This is a genomic window from Janthinobacterium sp. LPB2021202312-11-4, assembly GCF_037049705.1.
Taxonomy (GTDB): Bacteria; Pseudomonadota; Gammaproteobacteria; order Pseudomonadales; family Pseudomonadaceae; genus Aquipseudomonas.
On sequence record NZ_JBAGKV010000002.1, the window covers coordinates 22696 to 37972 of the forward strand.

A 15277-nucleotide genomic window follows, 5' to 3' on the forward strand; every position below is an offset into this window, starting at 1 on the left:
AGGCTGGACGTATGAGCGAAGAGGATGTCGCACAATTTTGCCTGGCACTGCCCGGTGCGCGAGAGGACTACAAATGGGGCGGCGTGCGGGTGTTTTCGATTGCCGGCAACAAGATGTTCGCGTTGCAGAACCTGCGGGGCGAGTCCCTGGCGTTCAAGGTCGACAAGGATCTGTTTCTCGGTCATTGCGACCGCCCGGGCATTCACCCGGCGCCGTACCTGGCGCGAGCGCAATGGATCATCATGGCGACGCCCTACCCGCTGGGCGCCGAAGAACTGCAAGGCTTGCTGCAACGCTCCCACCAACTGGTGGTGAGCAAGTTGCCCAAGCGCACTCAGGTCGGGCTGTTGCTTTAGAAAAAAGCGAGCAAGTGCGCGCCGAGGAACAACTGGTCGATCCAGAACACCTGATGCAGCAGCACAATCAACCAGAACACCAGTTGAAACGAGACTTTGCGGGTCTTGTGCCGGAACACCTGTTGAGCCAACAAGGCGCCCGGCCAGCCACCGGCAAGTTCCACGGCGTGCAGGACGTTTTCCGGGGTGCGCCAAGTGTCGGCGCGGGCCTTACGCTTGTCGCCCCAATAAAGGAAGAACGCCAACACGCTGACCACGCCATAGGCCGCCAAGGGAATGACTGACACCGCCCGCAGCCACAATGACAGCGAACCATACAGCGGCAACGCGCACAGCACGGCGAACACCAGCAATTTCAAGCGTGGATGCTGGACCTCGCCCCCGGAACGGCGTCCGGGGTTGTTCCGTGCGCTGGAATCACTCATGGCTTGGCGGCAGCCCAATCAACCCAACCGAACTGCCAGGTCGCCAGAATCAGCAAACCGAACGCTATGCGATACCAGGCGAACGCGGCATAGCTGTGGCTGGCAATGAACTTGAGCAATGCCTTGACCGCGATCATCGCGAAGATAAACGCGGTGATGAAACCGACGGCGAACACCGGGAAGTCGGCCGGCACGAACAGGTGGCGGTACTTGAAGCCCGAATACACCGCCGCCGCGACCATGGTCGGCATCGCCAGGAAGAACGAAAACTCGGTCGCGGTCTTGCGCGACAGCCCGAACAGCAGGCCGCCAATGATGGTCGAGCCGGAACGCGAGGTCCCCGGGATCATGGCCAGGCACTGGGCGAAACCGACTTTCAGCGCATCCTGCCAAGTAATTTCGTCGACAGTTTCGGCATGCACTGCATGCTGGCGCTTCTCGGCCCACAACATGATGATCCCGCCGACGACCAACGCCGTTGCAACCGTAATCGGGTTGAACAGGTAGTGGTGAATCAGGTCGGAGAAAATCACCCCCAGTACCACGGCCGGCATGAACGCGATCAGCAGGTTGGCGGTGAAACGACGGGCACTCGGTTGGGTTTTAAGGCCGGTCACGACGTCGAGGATTTTGCGACGGAACTCCCAGACCACCGCCAGAATCGCACCCAACTGAATAATGATGTTGAAAGCGATGGCCCGCTCGCCATCGAAGTTCAGCAAGTCCGCGACGATAATCTGGTGTCCGGTACTGGAAATGGGCAAAAACTCCGTCAGCCCTTCTACAACTCCAAGAATCAGTGCCTGAAAGGCCGTCCAAAGATCCATCAATCCCCCAAAGGCGATGCGTAAAGGCATGCCCGGTAATATTTTTTAAAACGTCCACTGCGCTGAGCGTAGCTGAAGTTGCGGGCGCACAGGATCTCTACGAAACCGTAAAAATTCCGTGAAAAATCAACTTGGATTCAGGTTTTTCCGTGCGAGGCCGAAATCCTATCAGAGATGCCTGATTAACGCCGCTGCGTAATTGGACTTGCGTCGCATAGTCCCGACCGCAAAAGCGTGGTTGGATGCTGGCGGTCGTTTATGACAAGAATAAGAACCTGGAGTAACAGCGTTATGAACAGCTTGCGCAGTGTGTCGATCAGCCGACGCTTGTGGCTCATCTTGATCGTGGCCATCGTGATGTTATTGACGTTGGGCATGCTGATGCTCAAACAGATTCACGACGACCTCTACCACGCCAAGGTGCAGAAAACCCAGCATGTGGTGCAGACCGCCAGTGGCGTCCTGAATTACTACCACGACCTGGAAACCGCCGGCACCCTCACCCGCGAGGCCGCGCAGAAACAAGCGCTGACCGTGGTTCGAGGCCTGCGCTATGACCAGAACGATTACTTCTGGATCAACGACCTGACGCCGGTGATGATCATGCACCCGGCCAACCCGAAACTCGAAGGCCAGAACCTCTCGGCGATCCGCGACCCGGATGGTTTTGCGCTGTTCAATGAAATGGTCGCCATCGCCAAGTCCAAGGGCGCCGGCATGGTCGATTACCGCTGGCCGAAACCGGGCGCCAGTGCGCCGGTGGAAAAAACCTCCTACGTCAAACTGTTCGAGCCTTGGGGCTGGGTGATCGGTTCGGGCGTGTACATCGATGACATGCAGGCCGAGTTCTACGGCCAGGTCTGGCAAGCGTCGTTTATCGGCGTGGCCATTGCGCTGATCATGGCGTTGCTGGTGATCATGATTGCCCGCAGCATCGTGCGCCCGTTGCAGGAAACCGTGAACGCCATGGCCAACATCGCCAGCGGCGAAAGCGACCTGACCCGCAGCCTCGATACCCACGGTCAGGACGAAGTCACCCAACTGGCGCGGCATTTCAATGCCTTTACCGCCAAGCTGCGCCTGGTAATCAGCCAGTTGCAGGTGTCTGCCAGCGCGCTCGGCCAGTCGTCCAGCGATCTGGGTAACGACGCGGTGCAGGCCCAGCAACGCAGTCAACAGCAGTCCCAGCAAATGGAGCTGGTGGCGACCGCGATCAATGAAGTGACCTACGGCGTGCAAGATGTGGCCAAGAACGCCGAGCACGCAGCCAGCGAAATGCGCGACGCCGAATCCCAGGCGCAACAGGGCCAGGTCAACATCGATGGCAGCTTGCAGCAAATCGATAAACTCTCGAGCACCATTGATCAAGCGGTCGAAGTGATTCGCACCCTGGCCGCCGAAAGCACCCAGATCGGCAGCGTGCTGGAGGTGATCCGTTCGATTGCCGAGCAAACCAACCTGCTGGCCCTCAACGCAGCCATTGAAGCGGCCCGGGCTGGCGAACAAGGTCGCGGGTTTGCGGTGGTGGCCGATGAGGTGCGCCTGCTGGCCCAGCGCACCCAGAAGTCCACGGCAGAGATCCAGTCGATGATCGAACGCCTGCAAACCCACTCCGAAGCAGCGGTCAAGGTGATCAGCGACAGCAGCCGCGCCTCGCAACTGACCATTGAACAAGCCGGGCTGGCCGGTGCGAGCCTGAGCGCTATCGGCCAGGCCCTGCGCAACCTCAACGGCCTGAATGCGTCGATTGCCAGTGCCACGCTGCAACAGGCCCATGTGGTGGAAGACATCAACCAGAACGTGACGCAAGCGGCCGGTTTGTCCCACAGCACGGCGCTGGCGGCCGAGCAATCGAGCCTGGCCAGTGTTCACCTGAGGGAATTGAGTGAGCAGTTGAATGGGCTTCTAAAGCAGTTTCGCGTTTAGTCTTAAAAGATCGCAGCCTTCGGCAGCTCCTACAGAGATCGGCGCCGGAGGCTGCGATCTTTAGATCTTCCCGCTACAATCCGCCCCCTCTTCGATTTCCCCCAAGGAACCTCCATGTCCGGGCTTGAACTGTTTGCGGCCGCCCTCGGCGTGATCGCCGTCTGGTTGACGGTCAAACAGAACCCGTGGTGCTGGCCGATCGGCCTGGTCATGGTGCTGCTCTACAGTTGGATCTTCTTCGAAGTGAAACTGTATTCGGACATGTTGCTGCAAGTGATCTACGCCGCGTTGCAGCTCTATGGCTGGTGGCAATGGACGCGCGCAGGCGATACCCAGAACGGTCGCAAGGTCACGGAACTGGATGCCCGCTCGATAGGGCTCGGGCTGGCCGTGGGGGCCGTTGGTAGCCTGCTGCTGGGCGCGGCCATGGCGCACTGGACCGATGCCGCCCAACCCTGGCTCGACGCAGCGCTGACCGGTTTCAGCCTGGTCGCGCAGTTATGGATGGCGCAGAAACGCGTGCAATGCTGGCCACTGTGGATCTTCCTTGATGTGATTTTTGTCGGGTTGTTCATTTACAAGGGGCTGTACCTGACCGCGACCCTTTACGGCTTGTTTACCGTGATCGCAGCACAAGGCTGGCGTGAATGGCGCGCCGATCCGGCGTTGCGCGCATGAAAGTGCTGGTGCTCACCGGGCCCGAATCCAGTGGCAAGAGCTGGCTCGCCGCCGAGCTGAAAACGCAGTTCGGTGGTGTGCTGGTCGATGAGTACGTCCGCTGGTTCATCGAGCAAAATCCCCGGGACACCTGCCTGGCGGACATTCCGCAGATCGCCCGTGGCCAACTGCAATGGGAGGATGAGGCCCGGGCCAAGCAGCCGCGCTTGCTGATTCTCGACACGCATTTGCTGAGCAACATTCTCTGGAGCCAAACCCTGTTCGGCGACTGCCCGGCCTGGATCGAACACGCGTTGCTGGCCCGCCAATACGATTTGCACCTGCTGTTATCGCCCGAACTTGTCGACTGGACGGACGACGGTCAACGTTGCCAGCCATCCCTGGATGAACGCCGGGCATTTTTCAATGCCACGCAGGCGTGGCTGGAACAACATCGACAACCATTTAAAGTGCTGCAAGGGGACTGGGCGCAACGCCGGGTTCAAGCGCTGCACGCCGTCAATCTGCTGCTCGCCTCCTGACCTGCCCTTTGGGGCGAAAGCCCCAGGGTTTTCCCCTGTTTTGGGGGCAAAGTGTCCATTTCTGAAACACCCCTCCTCTGAAAAAGCCCCGTCTCAAAGCGTTTCATCATCTTGTCACGTCACTTGTTAAGTGGCTGATACACCCTTGTGCAAACCCTTGTTTTAGAGCTTTCGGTCCGCTGTAGACGAATGTGGCCGAGGGGCCGTGTCTCAGCGATGAAACAGTTCGAACATCGTCCTCTCGCACCGTTGCGCTAACTATCTGAAATACAACAACAATCAAAAAGCGGCACAGCTTTCGCTCTCTCCTTCACAACGCTGACAAGGGCCAGCCCACCACAAGAAGGAATTGCCGCCGTGGGGACTTTCAATAAAGGCTTAACTCGCCTCCTGCTGATCGGATGTGCCGCCAGTTCGGTACTCAGTCTCGACGTCCAGGCGGACGGCAACGGCGTCATCGTGCTTCAGCGGGATGTGCAACCGATTGCCATCGGCCGTAACGGCGGTAAAGACCCGTACCCGACGACCGTCAACGCCAACCCTTCGGCACGCATCGTCCAAACCACCAATAACACCGAATTGAGCGACGGCGAATTCGCCAGCATCGCCAGTGGCTCCTCGATCAGCAACAACATCAATCAGCCAGGCAGCGGCGTTCCCGGCCTGAACGTGGTCACCAACCCCAACGGTTTGCCAGGCATGAGTGCCGGCCACGGCGGCGGCAGCGGCGGCGCGATCTCGGGAACCATCAACCGCTCCCTGAGCACCGGCCTCGCCCCCCTGACCCGTATGGCTGGAGGCCAATGACATGAATCGCACCTTGATCTTCCTCGCCTTGCTCGCCAGTGCAAGTGCCATGGCCGATTCCAGCGTACCCGTGATCAACAACGCCAATCTCCAGGATTCCGGCTCGCAGTACAAAGGCAACTTCAACGTTAACCAGGCTGCCGGCGACCAAACGCAACAGACCAACACCCGCGCCATCGCCATCGGCACCAATGCCTCGGCGACTACCAGCGTCATCCAGAAAATCAACACCCCCGCCAATCCGTCGATGAACGCGACGGCCACCATCGGCGGCACCTCTTTCAGCAATGGCAACGGTGTACTGGGCGTCAACCAGAGCGCCGGGGCCAACAACCAGATGGCCAACGCCATGCGCGTCAGCATCAGTGCTAACCCGCAGAGCGTCGACGATAGCGCCCTTTCTCAACAGAACGTGGCGTTGCTACCAAGCTCAGGAGCAACTGGCACTTCAAATGGCAGTCGCCAGGTCGTTACCAGCGACCAGGCCTTCACCGGCAGCCGGGGAGTGATTCAGGTGAACCAGAGTGCCGGGGTGGGGAACCGAATGGCTAACACCCTGAGCATCCGGGTCGCTGACTGACCCAAACCGCAGTGCGATTAGAAAGTACCAACACTTAACCAACTAATAAGCACGGAGAAACACCATGAAACCTACAATGGCTCTCAAACCACTGGTTTTCGCTCTGGCAGCAGTGATGTCCATCGCCGCGCAAGCAGGCGGTAATGATAATAACGGGCACGGCAACGGCCATGGCAACAACCATGACCCTAAAGGTCCGACCCTTGAACAAATTCTGCAAATCACGGCAGGCGCTGGGGCCGCCGTGCTGGACGTGCAGAACAGCGAAGGCAATATGGTCGGCAATCAGGGCACTAAAAACGATGCCCATGTCGATAACTCGGCTAACGGCAGCAACGGCAACCTGGGGATGAACAACGCCGGCGGCGACGGCAACCAACAAGACAACGCTGCTGCACTGGCCACTGCTGACGAAAGCTTCATCTTCGGCACCGCAGTGTCCGCCTCCAGCGCCACTCAGTACAACACCGACAACAGTGTTGCCAACTACTCGAGCACTGCTTCGGCCAGCCTCAACAACGTTGGTAACGGCGGTTCCGGCAACATCGGTGTGAACAACGCCGCCGGCGACTTCAACCAACAGAAAAACAACCTGGCAATCGCAGTATCGGGCGGCCGTGTGGCTCAAGCCGCTGCTTCAGCCAACCAAAGCTCCACTGGCCTGACTGTCTCCAACTACGGCACCCAGACCTACAAAAAAGACGAGCTTAAAGGCACCTTCAATGCGGCTGGTGTATTTGTAGCCGCAGGTACTGCAACTACTAAAGATGACGACCATGGTCACGGCGGTAGCGGCGGCGGTTATGGCAACAACGACAAAGGTCATGGCGGTAACGGCGGTGGCAAAGACACCAAGTCTGACTTCGTAGCAGTAGGCGTATTCGGTCTGGCTGGCGTGACCACTCAACAAGTGCTGACTCCAGATGGCTGGAAAAACCCTGTAACCAACAGTGCTAACATCAGTAACGTTGGCAACAACTTCTCCGGCAACTCTGGCTTCAACAACGCTGCCGGCGTTGGCAACCAACAAAGCAACTCGCTGTCCATCGCTGCTGGCTGCAAAGCCTGCATGTAATCGCGATCGAAACGAAAGCCCCGAAAACGGGGCTTTTCCACAGTCCGCACAGGCGTATCGATCATGCGTAAGACTGCCCTTCTCGCCCTCCTCTGCTTCTCTGGCCTGACCCAGGCCGCACAGATGCCGATTGCCGCCCTGCCTGGCGGCGTCCTCGTCTACAAGCATGTACAGAGCGTGCGTGAGCGCAAGTTCAGCGACATCGTCGAACAAAAAACCGATTTCAGCTGCGGCGCCGCCGCACTGGCCACGGTACTGCGCCAGGCCTATTGGCTCGACGTCGATGAGGAGCACATCATCAAAGGCATGCTGGTCAACGCTGACCAGAACCTTGTTCGTACTCAAGGTTTCTCCATGCTGGACATGAAGCGCTACGTTGAAAGCATCGGCATGCGTGCCCGGGGCTACAAGATTCCACCGGATAAGCTCAACGACGTCACCATTCCGGTGGTGGTACTGATGGAAATTCGCGGCTACAAGCATTTCGTGGTGCTGCAGCGTGCCGACAAGAACTTCGTCTACATAGGCGACCCGGTTCTGGGTCACAAACGCTACTCCCACGATGACTTTGTCAAAGGTTGGAACGGCATCGTCTTCGCCATCGTCGGCCCCGGTTACGATAAAGCCAATGCTTTGCGTGATCCGCCACAGCCGCTGTCAGCGAAGAACAAGCTGGATAACTTCAACCCGGTCAAAGATGCTGAATTGATGGACTTCGGTTTCATACAGAGCGACTTCTTTTAATCGCCAAATGATGATTTTGGGGCTGGATGCTCCGGGAGCAGCAGATGAAAACCTCATACTGGTTGGCCGCCGCCTGCCTGGCAGCAAGCGCGTCTGGTTATGCCAATGCAGGATTCAAACCCATCGAAATCAACGACAACGAACTTTCCCAGTTACGCGGTCGTTACGTCATGCCGGGGCGGATCATCAGCTTCGGCATTGTCATGAGCAGTACCTGGCGCAACGCCAGTGGGGATCTGATCGGAGCATCGACCTCCATGCAGATCCAGGCAGCAACCGTAAAACCCGAATTCTATGTATCAACCATCAAGGAAACCGGTAACGGCACGACGCCAACGCTGGGCACCGGCAATGTGATTGGTGGTGCAGGCTTGAGCAGCACCCAAGGCATCACCCAGAGCGTACGCGCCGCAGGCGACAGCAATACCGCCTACAACGACGTCGCGATCAACGTCAAAGAAGCCAACCAGGCACCCGCCCTGGTGCCGGGCCAGGGCCAGGCGCTCATGAGCGGCCAGACCATCACCGGTAGCAATGCCGCTGGCAGCGTTGCCGTGTCCGCCAGCGGTGGCGGTGTACAAATGGCCATCCAGGCCAGCGGTAATCAAGGCAACTCTCTTCAACAAGTCGCTCAAGGTGGCTTGCTGCAGAACACACGGCTTCTGGGCAGCAGCAACATGGTCAACAACATGACTCAACTCAACGTTGTGCTCAATAACAATGGCCCGAGCGCTGGCGCACTGGACTGCAACCTGACTCAACTTAAAGGACTACGCACTTTGGGATATTGAACTACGCTGAGTCTCGATCATTGGGCTTAAAGGGACGGCTTATTTCATGTATCGATCAGTATCACTGCGAGCGGTTGTTTGTTTGAGCACTCTCTTTCCGGCGGCGATGCTGCAAGCAGCGCCCGATGCGGATGTGGAGACCCTGAAACAGGAACTTCTGGATTTAAAGCAACGATACGAAGTACAACAAAAGGCTCTGGCGGTCCTCGAGCAACGGGTCCGCCAGGTAGAAGATCAACCGGCAACGCCACAGCCTAAACGCTTGGCCAAGTCGCCATCTGATATGAAAGGCAATCCCAAGGTCGCCACAGGGACTGGCGCCGCAGCAGCATCGGGAGGCGCCGCCGGGGGCAGTGGCGCTTCCTACGGGCAATCTCTGGCAGACGATTCGCAACCGGCGCAGAGTGTGTCCAACCTGTATGACGAAGCCAGTGGATTCTTCGGCGGCGGCAAGTTCAGCTTTGAAACCGGCATTACGTATGCCCGCTATGACACCCGCCAGCTGATTCTCAACGGCTTCCTCGCACTGGACTCGATCTTTCTGGGCAACATCAACCTGGACCGCATCAAGGCCGACACCTGGACCCTGGACCTTACCGGCCGCTACAACTTCAACAACCGCTGGCAGTTCGACATAAACGCCCCCGTGATTTACCGCGAGTCGACCTACCAGTCCGGCGGTGCCAACAACGGCGCTGCGGGTGTGACCAGCGAAGAAACCGTCACCAAGGACCCAACCCTGGGCGACGTCAACTTCGGGGTGGCCTACAAGTTCCTCGACGAATCGGTCAACACACCGGACGCCGTGGTCACGTTGCGGGTCAAGGCGCCTACCGGCAAGGACCCGTTCGGGATCAAGCTGCGTCAATCGCCGGGCAACACCAACCTGTTCGTGCCTGATGACCTGCCGACCGGTAACGGCGTCTGGTCCATCACCCCGGGCATTTCGCTGGTTAAAACCTTCGACCCGGCGGTACTGTTCGGCACGCTCTCCTACACCCACAACTTCGAAGAATCGTTCGGCGACATCAGTTCCACGGTCAACCAGAAAACCCCGGGCAAGGTACAGATTGGCGACAGCTTCCAGATCGGTGCAGGCGTAGCGTTCGCCTTGAACGAGAAGATGAGTATGTCGTTCTCGGTATCTGACCTGGTGCAACGCAAAAGTAAACTCAAACAGGACGGCGGCGACTGGCAATCGGTGGTGTCCAGCGATGCCAACGCCGGTTACTTCAACGTCGGCATGACCATCGCGGCCACCGACAACCTGACCATCGTTCCCAACTTGTCCATCGGCATGACGGACGATGCCCCGGACTTCCAGTTCAGCCTGAAATTCCCGTACTACTTCTGATCTGCAATAACAAAGCCCCGCTGCGACTTGTATCGCAGCGGGGCTTTTGTTTGAACTTGCGTTTATCGGATCTGATGTTTGTGCAACAACCGGTAGAACGTCGGCCGCGAGACGCCTAACACTCTGGCGGCAACACTCAAGTTGTCACTGTGACGATTCAGCACGTCGCACAACGCTTGGCGTTCGGCACGGGTTTTGTAGTCTTCGAGGGTGCCCATGGGCGCGGCGATGGTTTGCTGGCTGATCAGCCCCAAGTCCCGGGCCTCGATCTGCCGGCCCTCCGCCAACACCAGGCCGCGACGTACGCGGTTGGCCAACTCGCGAACGTTGCCCGGCCAATCGTGCTTGCCCATGGCGATGAGCGCGTCTTCGCTGAAACTGCGCGGGCGCCGACCGGTTTCGTGACTGTAGAAATGGGAAAAGTGGTTGGCCAGCATCGACAAATCGCCGTGGCGTTCACGCAATGGCGCGGTGACCACTTGCAGGACGTTGAGGCGGTAGTACAAGTCTTCGCGAAAGCGTTTCTTCTCAATGGCGGCCTCAAGGTCGACGTGGGTCGCCGCCAATACCCGCACATCCACCGGAATCGGCTGACTGCCACCGACCCGCTCAATGTGTTTTTCCTGGAGGAAGCGCAACAGATTGGCCTGCAATTCCAGGGGCAGGTCGCCGATTTCGTCGAGAAACAACGTGCCGCCGTTCGCCGCTTCAATCCGCCCGACCTTGCGTTGATGAGCGCCGGTAAACGCGCCTTTTTCGTGGCCAAACAGCTCGGACTGGATCAAGTGTTCGGGAATCGCGCCGCAGTTGATCGCCACAAACGGCTTGCTGTGACGCTGGGATTGCCGGTGCAGGGTGCGGGCGACCAGTTCTTTGCCGGTGCCGCTTTCGCCACGGATCAATACCGGCGACTCGGTCGGTGCCAGTTTGCTCAGCAGTTTGCGCAGTTCGCGGATCGGCTTGCTGTCACCCAGCAGTTCGTGCTCCGGCTGATCAATGTGAATGGTGCCCTGCCCGCGCAGCCGCGCCATGCCGAAGGCCCGGCCCAACGTCACCTGGACTCGGGAAACATCGAACGGCAAGGTATGGAAGTCGAAAAACCATTCGCAGACAAAGTCCCCGACGTTTTGCAGTCGCAGGACTTCCTGGTTGAGCACGGCGATCCATTCGGTACCACTGCGGCTGATCAGCTCTTTGACCGCTTCCGGGCGTTCCAGGTGAAACGGCTGCAAACGCAACAAACCAACGTCGCACGTTCGATCGGCGGCGTTTTCCAGCGTGCAGCTGTCGACATCCCAACCCACAGAACGCAAACCCGGCAAGAGACGATGGCAATCGTCGCAAGGATCGACCACTAACAGACGTCGTAAGGCAGGCGCTTCGATCATGACTGTTCCTTGGCGCCAAATTTTAGGAAATATTATTAAAAACAGTCATTTGGCGGACCTGGCTGTAACATTAGCAAGAATTTGACAGGGCCTTGTATCGTTTGACTATAGGACTGTTAACTAATTAGTTATAAGAAGACACTTTGTTAGTTACCTAACGAGTCGAACCTTTCAGCCAGCTTTCAAAAACTGTCTGAACACTGAGTATATGAAAGAAAGTCGAATTTTCTTTGAATTGTGTGTGACCTAACCCCCTATTGAGGACATCAGTACAAGTAACCAGCCGAACGGTAAGCCCAACCGACGGCACATCACTTGATTGGGCATACAGAGAGAAGACCCCATGACCGCCCCGCTCCGTATCAACGAAGCTCTTTTGATTGCCGACCGCGCGTTCAAGCCATTTCAATGCGTGGCCTGGGCCCCACAAGACGGCAATGGCGAACTCAGCCTGAGCGTCATCGACCGCACCAACACCTGCATCGGTCGCACCCAGATCCCGAGCAGCGCCTATTCCGATCCGGCGCAACTTGAACATCTTCTGGAACAGGCCCGTGCGGCGCTGAGCGAAGATGGTTACACACTTCAGTCGTGGTCCATGCCGCATTAAAAGTTGTGGCGTAGTCAGATCAAAAGATCGCAGCCTTTGGCAGCTCCTGCGGGGAAATATATATCCCATGTAAGGAGCGTCGAAGGCTGCGATTTTTTGCTTTATTAAGCCGGCCACGCATTCATTTACATGGCAGGCTCTCCAATGGTTCAAAAAGACACTGTTCTGGCACAAAGCGACTCTCCACCTGTAACTTATGACAGTTGTGTAACTACCCATACAGGGATTGAATGTTTCGCACATGCAGTCACCCCCCGGTTTTCGGGTTGAGGTCGACTGGCAAGGAGATGCGTGCATGCCAACCCAGACCGCTTTTGCCTACCCTGCAGCACATAACGCAGCCGGGCATCTTGATAAGGATTTCGCCGCCGCCGGCAAAACCCAGGTGTATTTCGCCGGCAGTTTCTCAAGCATGGCCAACGGCATTGCCATCGATGCCGAAGGCCGCTTGCTGGTCGCGGCCAAGGTCGGCACCCACGGCGGCAGCCGGTTTGGCCTGGCGCGCCTGCTAGCCGATGGTTCGGCGGACTTTTCCTTCGGCAATCAGGGCAGCCTGATCGGCCAGTTCGCGCTGGGTTTCGAGGCCATGGCCAGCAAGGTTCACGTCCTGCCCTGCGGTTCCATTCTGTTGGCCGGCCTGCACTACGAAAACGCTCACCGCACCTTGCCGGCCCTGGCGCTGTTCGACCCCCACGGCCACCCGGTTCGCGACTTCGGCGACAATGGCCGGCAGGTGGTGCGCCTACCCGGCGATCTGTCCCAAGGCCTGCGCGACGACTGGCTGCCTCCGGGCGTGCCGGGCGCCGAAGCCTGCGATATCTGCGTGCAGGAGGACGGTCGAATCCTGCTGCTGGCCAATCATCATTTCGAATTGGCCGATCACGTCGGCCTGCTGATCCGCCTGAACAAAAACGGCACCCTCGACAACGACTTCAATGGCCGAGGGTTTGTGTTGGTCAGGCATTTGCTGATGAACACCTGGCTCAGCACGCTGATGCTGCAACCGGATGGACGAATCCTGACGGGAGGCTCGATCAACTTCCCCGAGGAAGGTCTGCTGGCGCGCTATCACACCGATGGCCGACTGGACGACAGCTTTGCCGTGGATGGCTTTATGACGTTCAAGGCGCAGGGACGCAGCGCCCAGGTCAGCCAAATCGTCCAGCAGGAGAATGGCGACTTGCACTGCTTCGGCAGCAGCCGCGACCCGATGCACTGCCTCTCGCTGAAAGTGCACAGCAACGGTCGCCCGGATAATCACTGCAACGGTGGCCAGCCGCAGTGCCTGGAAATCGGCCACAGTGGCTGTCAATGGACCGCCGCCCAGGTTCAGCCGGACGGTAGCGTACTGGCCGTCGGCGCCACTATTGGCGGCATCGAAGCTGATTTCATCCTGGCCAGGTATTCGCCACAGGGTGCTCTGGATCGCCGCTTTGCCAATGGCATCGGCTGGGTGCGCACCCGTTTGGGCCGCAGCCTGGACACCGCGACGTCCCTGGCGGTGCAGGACGACGGCAAAATCGTCGTCGGCGGTTATTCACTGGACGGCAATTACCGGGCGGTGGTGGCGCGGTACCTGAGTTAGCCAGCGAACCTTCCTACACTTGATCTTCACCTCGGCTTACGGCAAGTTGCGCGCTTCTTAATACAAGGAGTAGCCGATGTCCGGTTCAATGGCCCAGGCGTTCGCGCATAACTTTCTCGGGCACTCCCCCCGCTGGTACAAGGCGAGCATCATCGGTTTCCTGATCCTCAACGCCCTGGTGCTGTGGACCGTGGGGCCGGTAGCCGCTGGTTGGTTGCTGGTCCTGGAGTTCATTTTCACCCTGGCCATGGCGCTCAAGTGCTACCCGCTGATGCCCGGTGGCCTGCTGTTGATCGAAGCGCTGTTGCTGAAAATGACCACGGCGCAGGCGCTCTACGATGAGCTGGTGCACAACTTTCCGGTAATCCTGCTGCTGATGTTTATGGTGGCGGGCATCTACTTCATGAAAGACCTGCTGCTGTTTCTGTTCTCACGCCTGCTGCTCGGGGTTCGCTCCAAGGCCTTGCTGGCACTGATGTTCTGTTTTCTGTCGGCCTTTTTGTCGGCGTTTCTCGATGCCCTGACCGTCACGGCGGTGATCATCAGCGCCGCCGTCGGGTTTTACTCGGTGTATCACCGCGTCGCGTCAGGCAATGATCCGCGACAGGACAGCGAGTTTTCTGACGATCAACACCTGCCCAAACTGCACCACGAAGACCTGGACCAGTTCCGCGCCTTTCTGCGCAGCCTGTTGATGCACGGAGCTGTAGGCACCGCGCTGGGCGGCGTGTGTACGCTGGTCGGCGAGCCGCAGAACCTGTTGATCGGTCATGAAATGGGTTGGCATTTTGCCGAGTTCTTCTTGAAGGTCGCCCCGGTGTCACTGCCCGTGCTGGCGGCCGGCCTGGTGACCTGCGTGCTGCTGGAGAAGCTGCGCTGGTTCGGTTACGGCACGCTGCTACCGGACAATGTGCGCGCCGTGCTGGCCAACTATGCCGCCGAAGACAATGCCGAACGCACCTCGCGTCAACGCGCCGCCCTGCTGGTTCAGGGCGCGGCCGCGTTGATCCTGATTGCCGGGCTGGCGTTTCACATCGCCGAAGTCGGGCTGATCGGTTTGATGGTGATTGTGTTGATCACGGCGTTCACCGGCATCACCGACGAACACCGGATCGGCAACGCGTTTAAAGACGCGATGCCGTTCACCGCGCTGCTGGTGGTGTTTTTTGCGGTGGTGGCGGTGATTCACGATCAGCAACTGTTCACCCCGCTGATTCAATGGGTGCTGGCGCTGCCGGCGGATCAACAGCCAGGCATGCTGTTTATTGCCAACGGTCTGTTGTCGGCGATCAGCGATAACGTGTTTGTCGCGACCATTTACATCACCGAAGTGAAACAGGCCTTCATCTCCGGCCACATGAGCCGCGAGCATTTCGAAACCCTGGCGATTGCGATCAACACCGGGACCAACCTGCCAAGCGTCGCGACGCCCAACGGTCAAGCTGCGTTTCTGTTCTTGCTGACCTCGGCGATTGCGCCGCTGATTCGCCTGTCTTACGGGCGGATGGTGTGGATGGCGTTGCCATATACCGTGGTGATGGGATCGCTGGGCTGGTACGCCGTAAGCTTCTGGCTGTAACCCCCACCAACCCGTAGGAGTTGCCGAAGGC

Annotated in this window: 16 protein-coding genes; 13 read left to right on the top strand and 3 right to left on the bottom strand. The window is 58.5% G+C overall.

Annotated elements, in window-relative coordinates; genetic code table 11:
* Positions 1 to 11 precede the first annotated feature (11 nt).
* Positions 12 to 356, top strand: a complete 345-nt coding sequence (locus V5E99_RS02220; protein ID WP_499800580.1) for an MmcQ/YjbR family DNA-binding protein — start codon at positions 12 to 14, stop codon at positions 354 to 356.
* Here V5E99_RS02220 and V5E99_RS02225 read toward each other — a convergent pair.
* Both V5E99_RS02225 and V5E99_RS02230 read right to left on the bottom strand, forming a co-directional pair.
* Positions 353 to 781, bottom strand: a complete 429-nt coding sequence (locus V5E99_RS02225) for a DUF1294 domain-containing protein (protein WP_499800581.1) — start codon at positions 779 to 781, stop codon at positions 353 to 355. The two genes, V5E99_RS02220 and V5E99_RS02225, sit on opposite strands and share 4 nt — an antisense overlap.
* The gene (locus V5E99_RS02230) at positions 778 to 1608 is read right to left on the bottom strand and encodes an undecaprenyl-diphosphate phosphatase (RefSeq protein WP_499800582.1); all 831 of its coding nucleotides are present in this window, start codon (positions 1606 to 1608) and stop codon (positions 778 to 780) included. The genes V5E99_RS02225 and V5E99_RS02230 overlap by 4 nt, the downstream gene beginning before the upstream one ends.
* A 291-nt stretch (positions 1609 to 1899) precedes the next feature.
* On the opposite strand from V5E99_RS02230, the gene V5E99_RS02235 reads away from it, so the two are divergent.
* The 9 genes from V5E99_RS02235 (at position 1900) to fapF (ending at position 10084) form a co-directional block, all read left to right on the top strand.
* Complete coding sequence (locus V5E99_RS02235) at positions 1900 to 3534, top strand: methyl-accepting chemotaxis protein (protein ID WP_499800583.1); 1635 nt, start codon at positions 1900 to 1902, stop codon at positions 3532 to 3534.
* A gap of 114 nt (positions 3535 to 3648) precedes the next feature.
* A complete protein-coding gene (pnuC, locus tag V5E99_RS02240) occupies positions 3649 to 4212 on the top strand; it encodes a nicotinamide riboside transporter PnuC (protein WP_499800584.1) in 564 nt (187 codons plus the stop codon).
* Positions 4182 to 4733 carry an AAA family ATPase gene (locus tag V5E99_RS02245; protein ID WP_499800585.1) on the top strand — a complete coding sequence of 184 codons (552 nt, stop codon included), beginning with the start codon at positions 4182 to 4184 and terminating at the stop codon, positions 4731 to 4733. The genes pnuC and V5E99_RS02245 overlap by 31 nt, the downstream gene beginning before the upstream one ends.
* 357 nt (positions 4734 to 5090) lie before the next feature.
* A complete protein-coding gene (gene fapA, locus V5E99_RS02250; RefSeq protein ID WP_499800586.1) occupies positions 5091 to 5540 on the top strand; it encodes a functional amyloid chaperone FapA in 450 nt (149 codons plus the stop codon).
* 1 nt (position 5541) lies between these two features.
* On the top strand, positions 5542 to 6120 hold the full coding sequence (fapB, locus tag V5E99_RS02255) for a fibril amyloid subunit FapB (protein WP_499800587.1): 579 nt from the start codon (positions 5542 to 5544) through the stop codon (positions 6118 to 6120).
* A 64-nt stretch (positions 6121 to 6184) separates the two neighbouring features.
* Positions 6185 to 7195 (top strand): amyloid-like fimbrin subunit FapC, encoded by a 1011-nt coding sequence (gene fapC / locus V5E99_RS02260; RefSeq protein WP_499800589.1) that lies wholly within the window; start codon positions 6185 to 6187, stop codon positions 7193 to 7195.
* Between the two features lie 63 nt (positions 7196 to 7258).
* A complete protein-coding gene (fapD, locus tag V5E99_RS02265) occupies positions 7259 to 7939 on the top strand; it encodes a fibril amyloid maturation endopeptidase FapD (RefSeq protein ID WP_499800590.1) in 681 nt (226 codons plus the stop codon).
* 44 nt (positions 7940 to 7983) lie between these two features.
* Positions 7984 to 8730 (top strand): fibril amyloid subunit FapE, encoded by a 747-nt coding sequence (fapE, locus tag V5E99_RS02270; protein WP_499800591.1) that lies wholly within the window; start codon positions 7984 to 7986, stop codon positions 8728 to 8730.
* Between the two features lie 46 nt (positions 8731 to 8776).
* Positions 8777 to 10084 carry a fibril amyloid transporter FapF gene (gene fapF / locus V5E99_RS02275; protein WP_499800593.1) on the top strand — a complete coding sequence of 436 codons (1308 nt, stop codon included), beginning with the start codon at positions 8777 to 8779 and terminating at the stop codon, positions 10082 to 10084.
* 62 nt (positions 10085 to 10146) lie between these two features.
* On the opposite strand, the gene V5E99_RS02280 is transcribed toward fapF, so the two are convergent.
* A complete protein-coding gene (locus V5E99_RS02280; RefSeq protein WP_201197549.1) occupies positions 10147 to 11472 on the bottom strand; it encodes a sigma-54 dependent transcriptional regulator in 1326 nt (441 codons plus the stop codon).
* A 343-nt stretch (positions 11473 to 11815) separates the two neighbouring features.
* On the opposite strand from V5E99_RS02280, the gene V5E99_RS02285 reads away from it, so the two are divergent.
* The 3 genes from V5E99_RS02285 to nhaB all read left to right on the top strand — a co-directional run bounded on the left by V5E99_RS02285 (position 11816) and on the right by nhaB (position 15246).
* Complete coding sequence (locus V5E99_RS02285) at positions 11816 to 12082, top strand: hypothetical protein (protein WP_499800594.1); 267 nt, start codon at positions 11816 to 11818, stop codon at positions 12080 to 12082.
* Positions 12083 to 12377: 295 nt separating this feature from the next.
* Positions 12378 to 13667 carry an NHL repeat-containing protein gene (locus V5E99_RS02290; protein ID WP_499800596.1) on the top strand — a complete coding sequence of 430 codons (1290 nt, stop codon included), beginning with the start codon at positions 12378 to 12380 and terminating at the stop codon, positions 13665 to 13667.
* Between the two features lie 76 nt (positions 13668 to 13743).
* Complete coding sequence (gene nhaB / locus V5E99_RS02295; RefSeq protein WP_499800597.1) at positions 13744 to 15246, top strand: sodium/proton antiporter NhaB; 1503 nt, start codon at positions 13744 to 13746, stop codon at positions 15244 to 15246.
* The last annotated feature ends 31 nt before the right edge of the window (positions 15247 to 15277 follow it).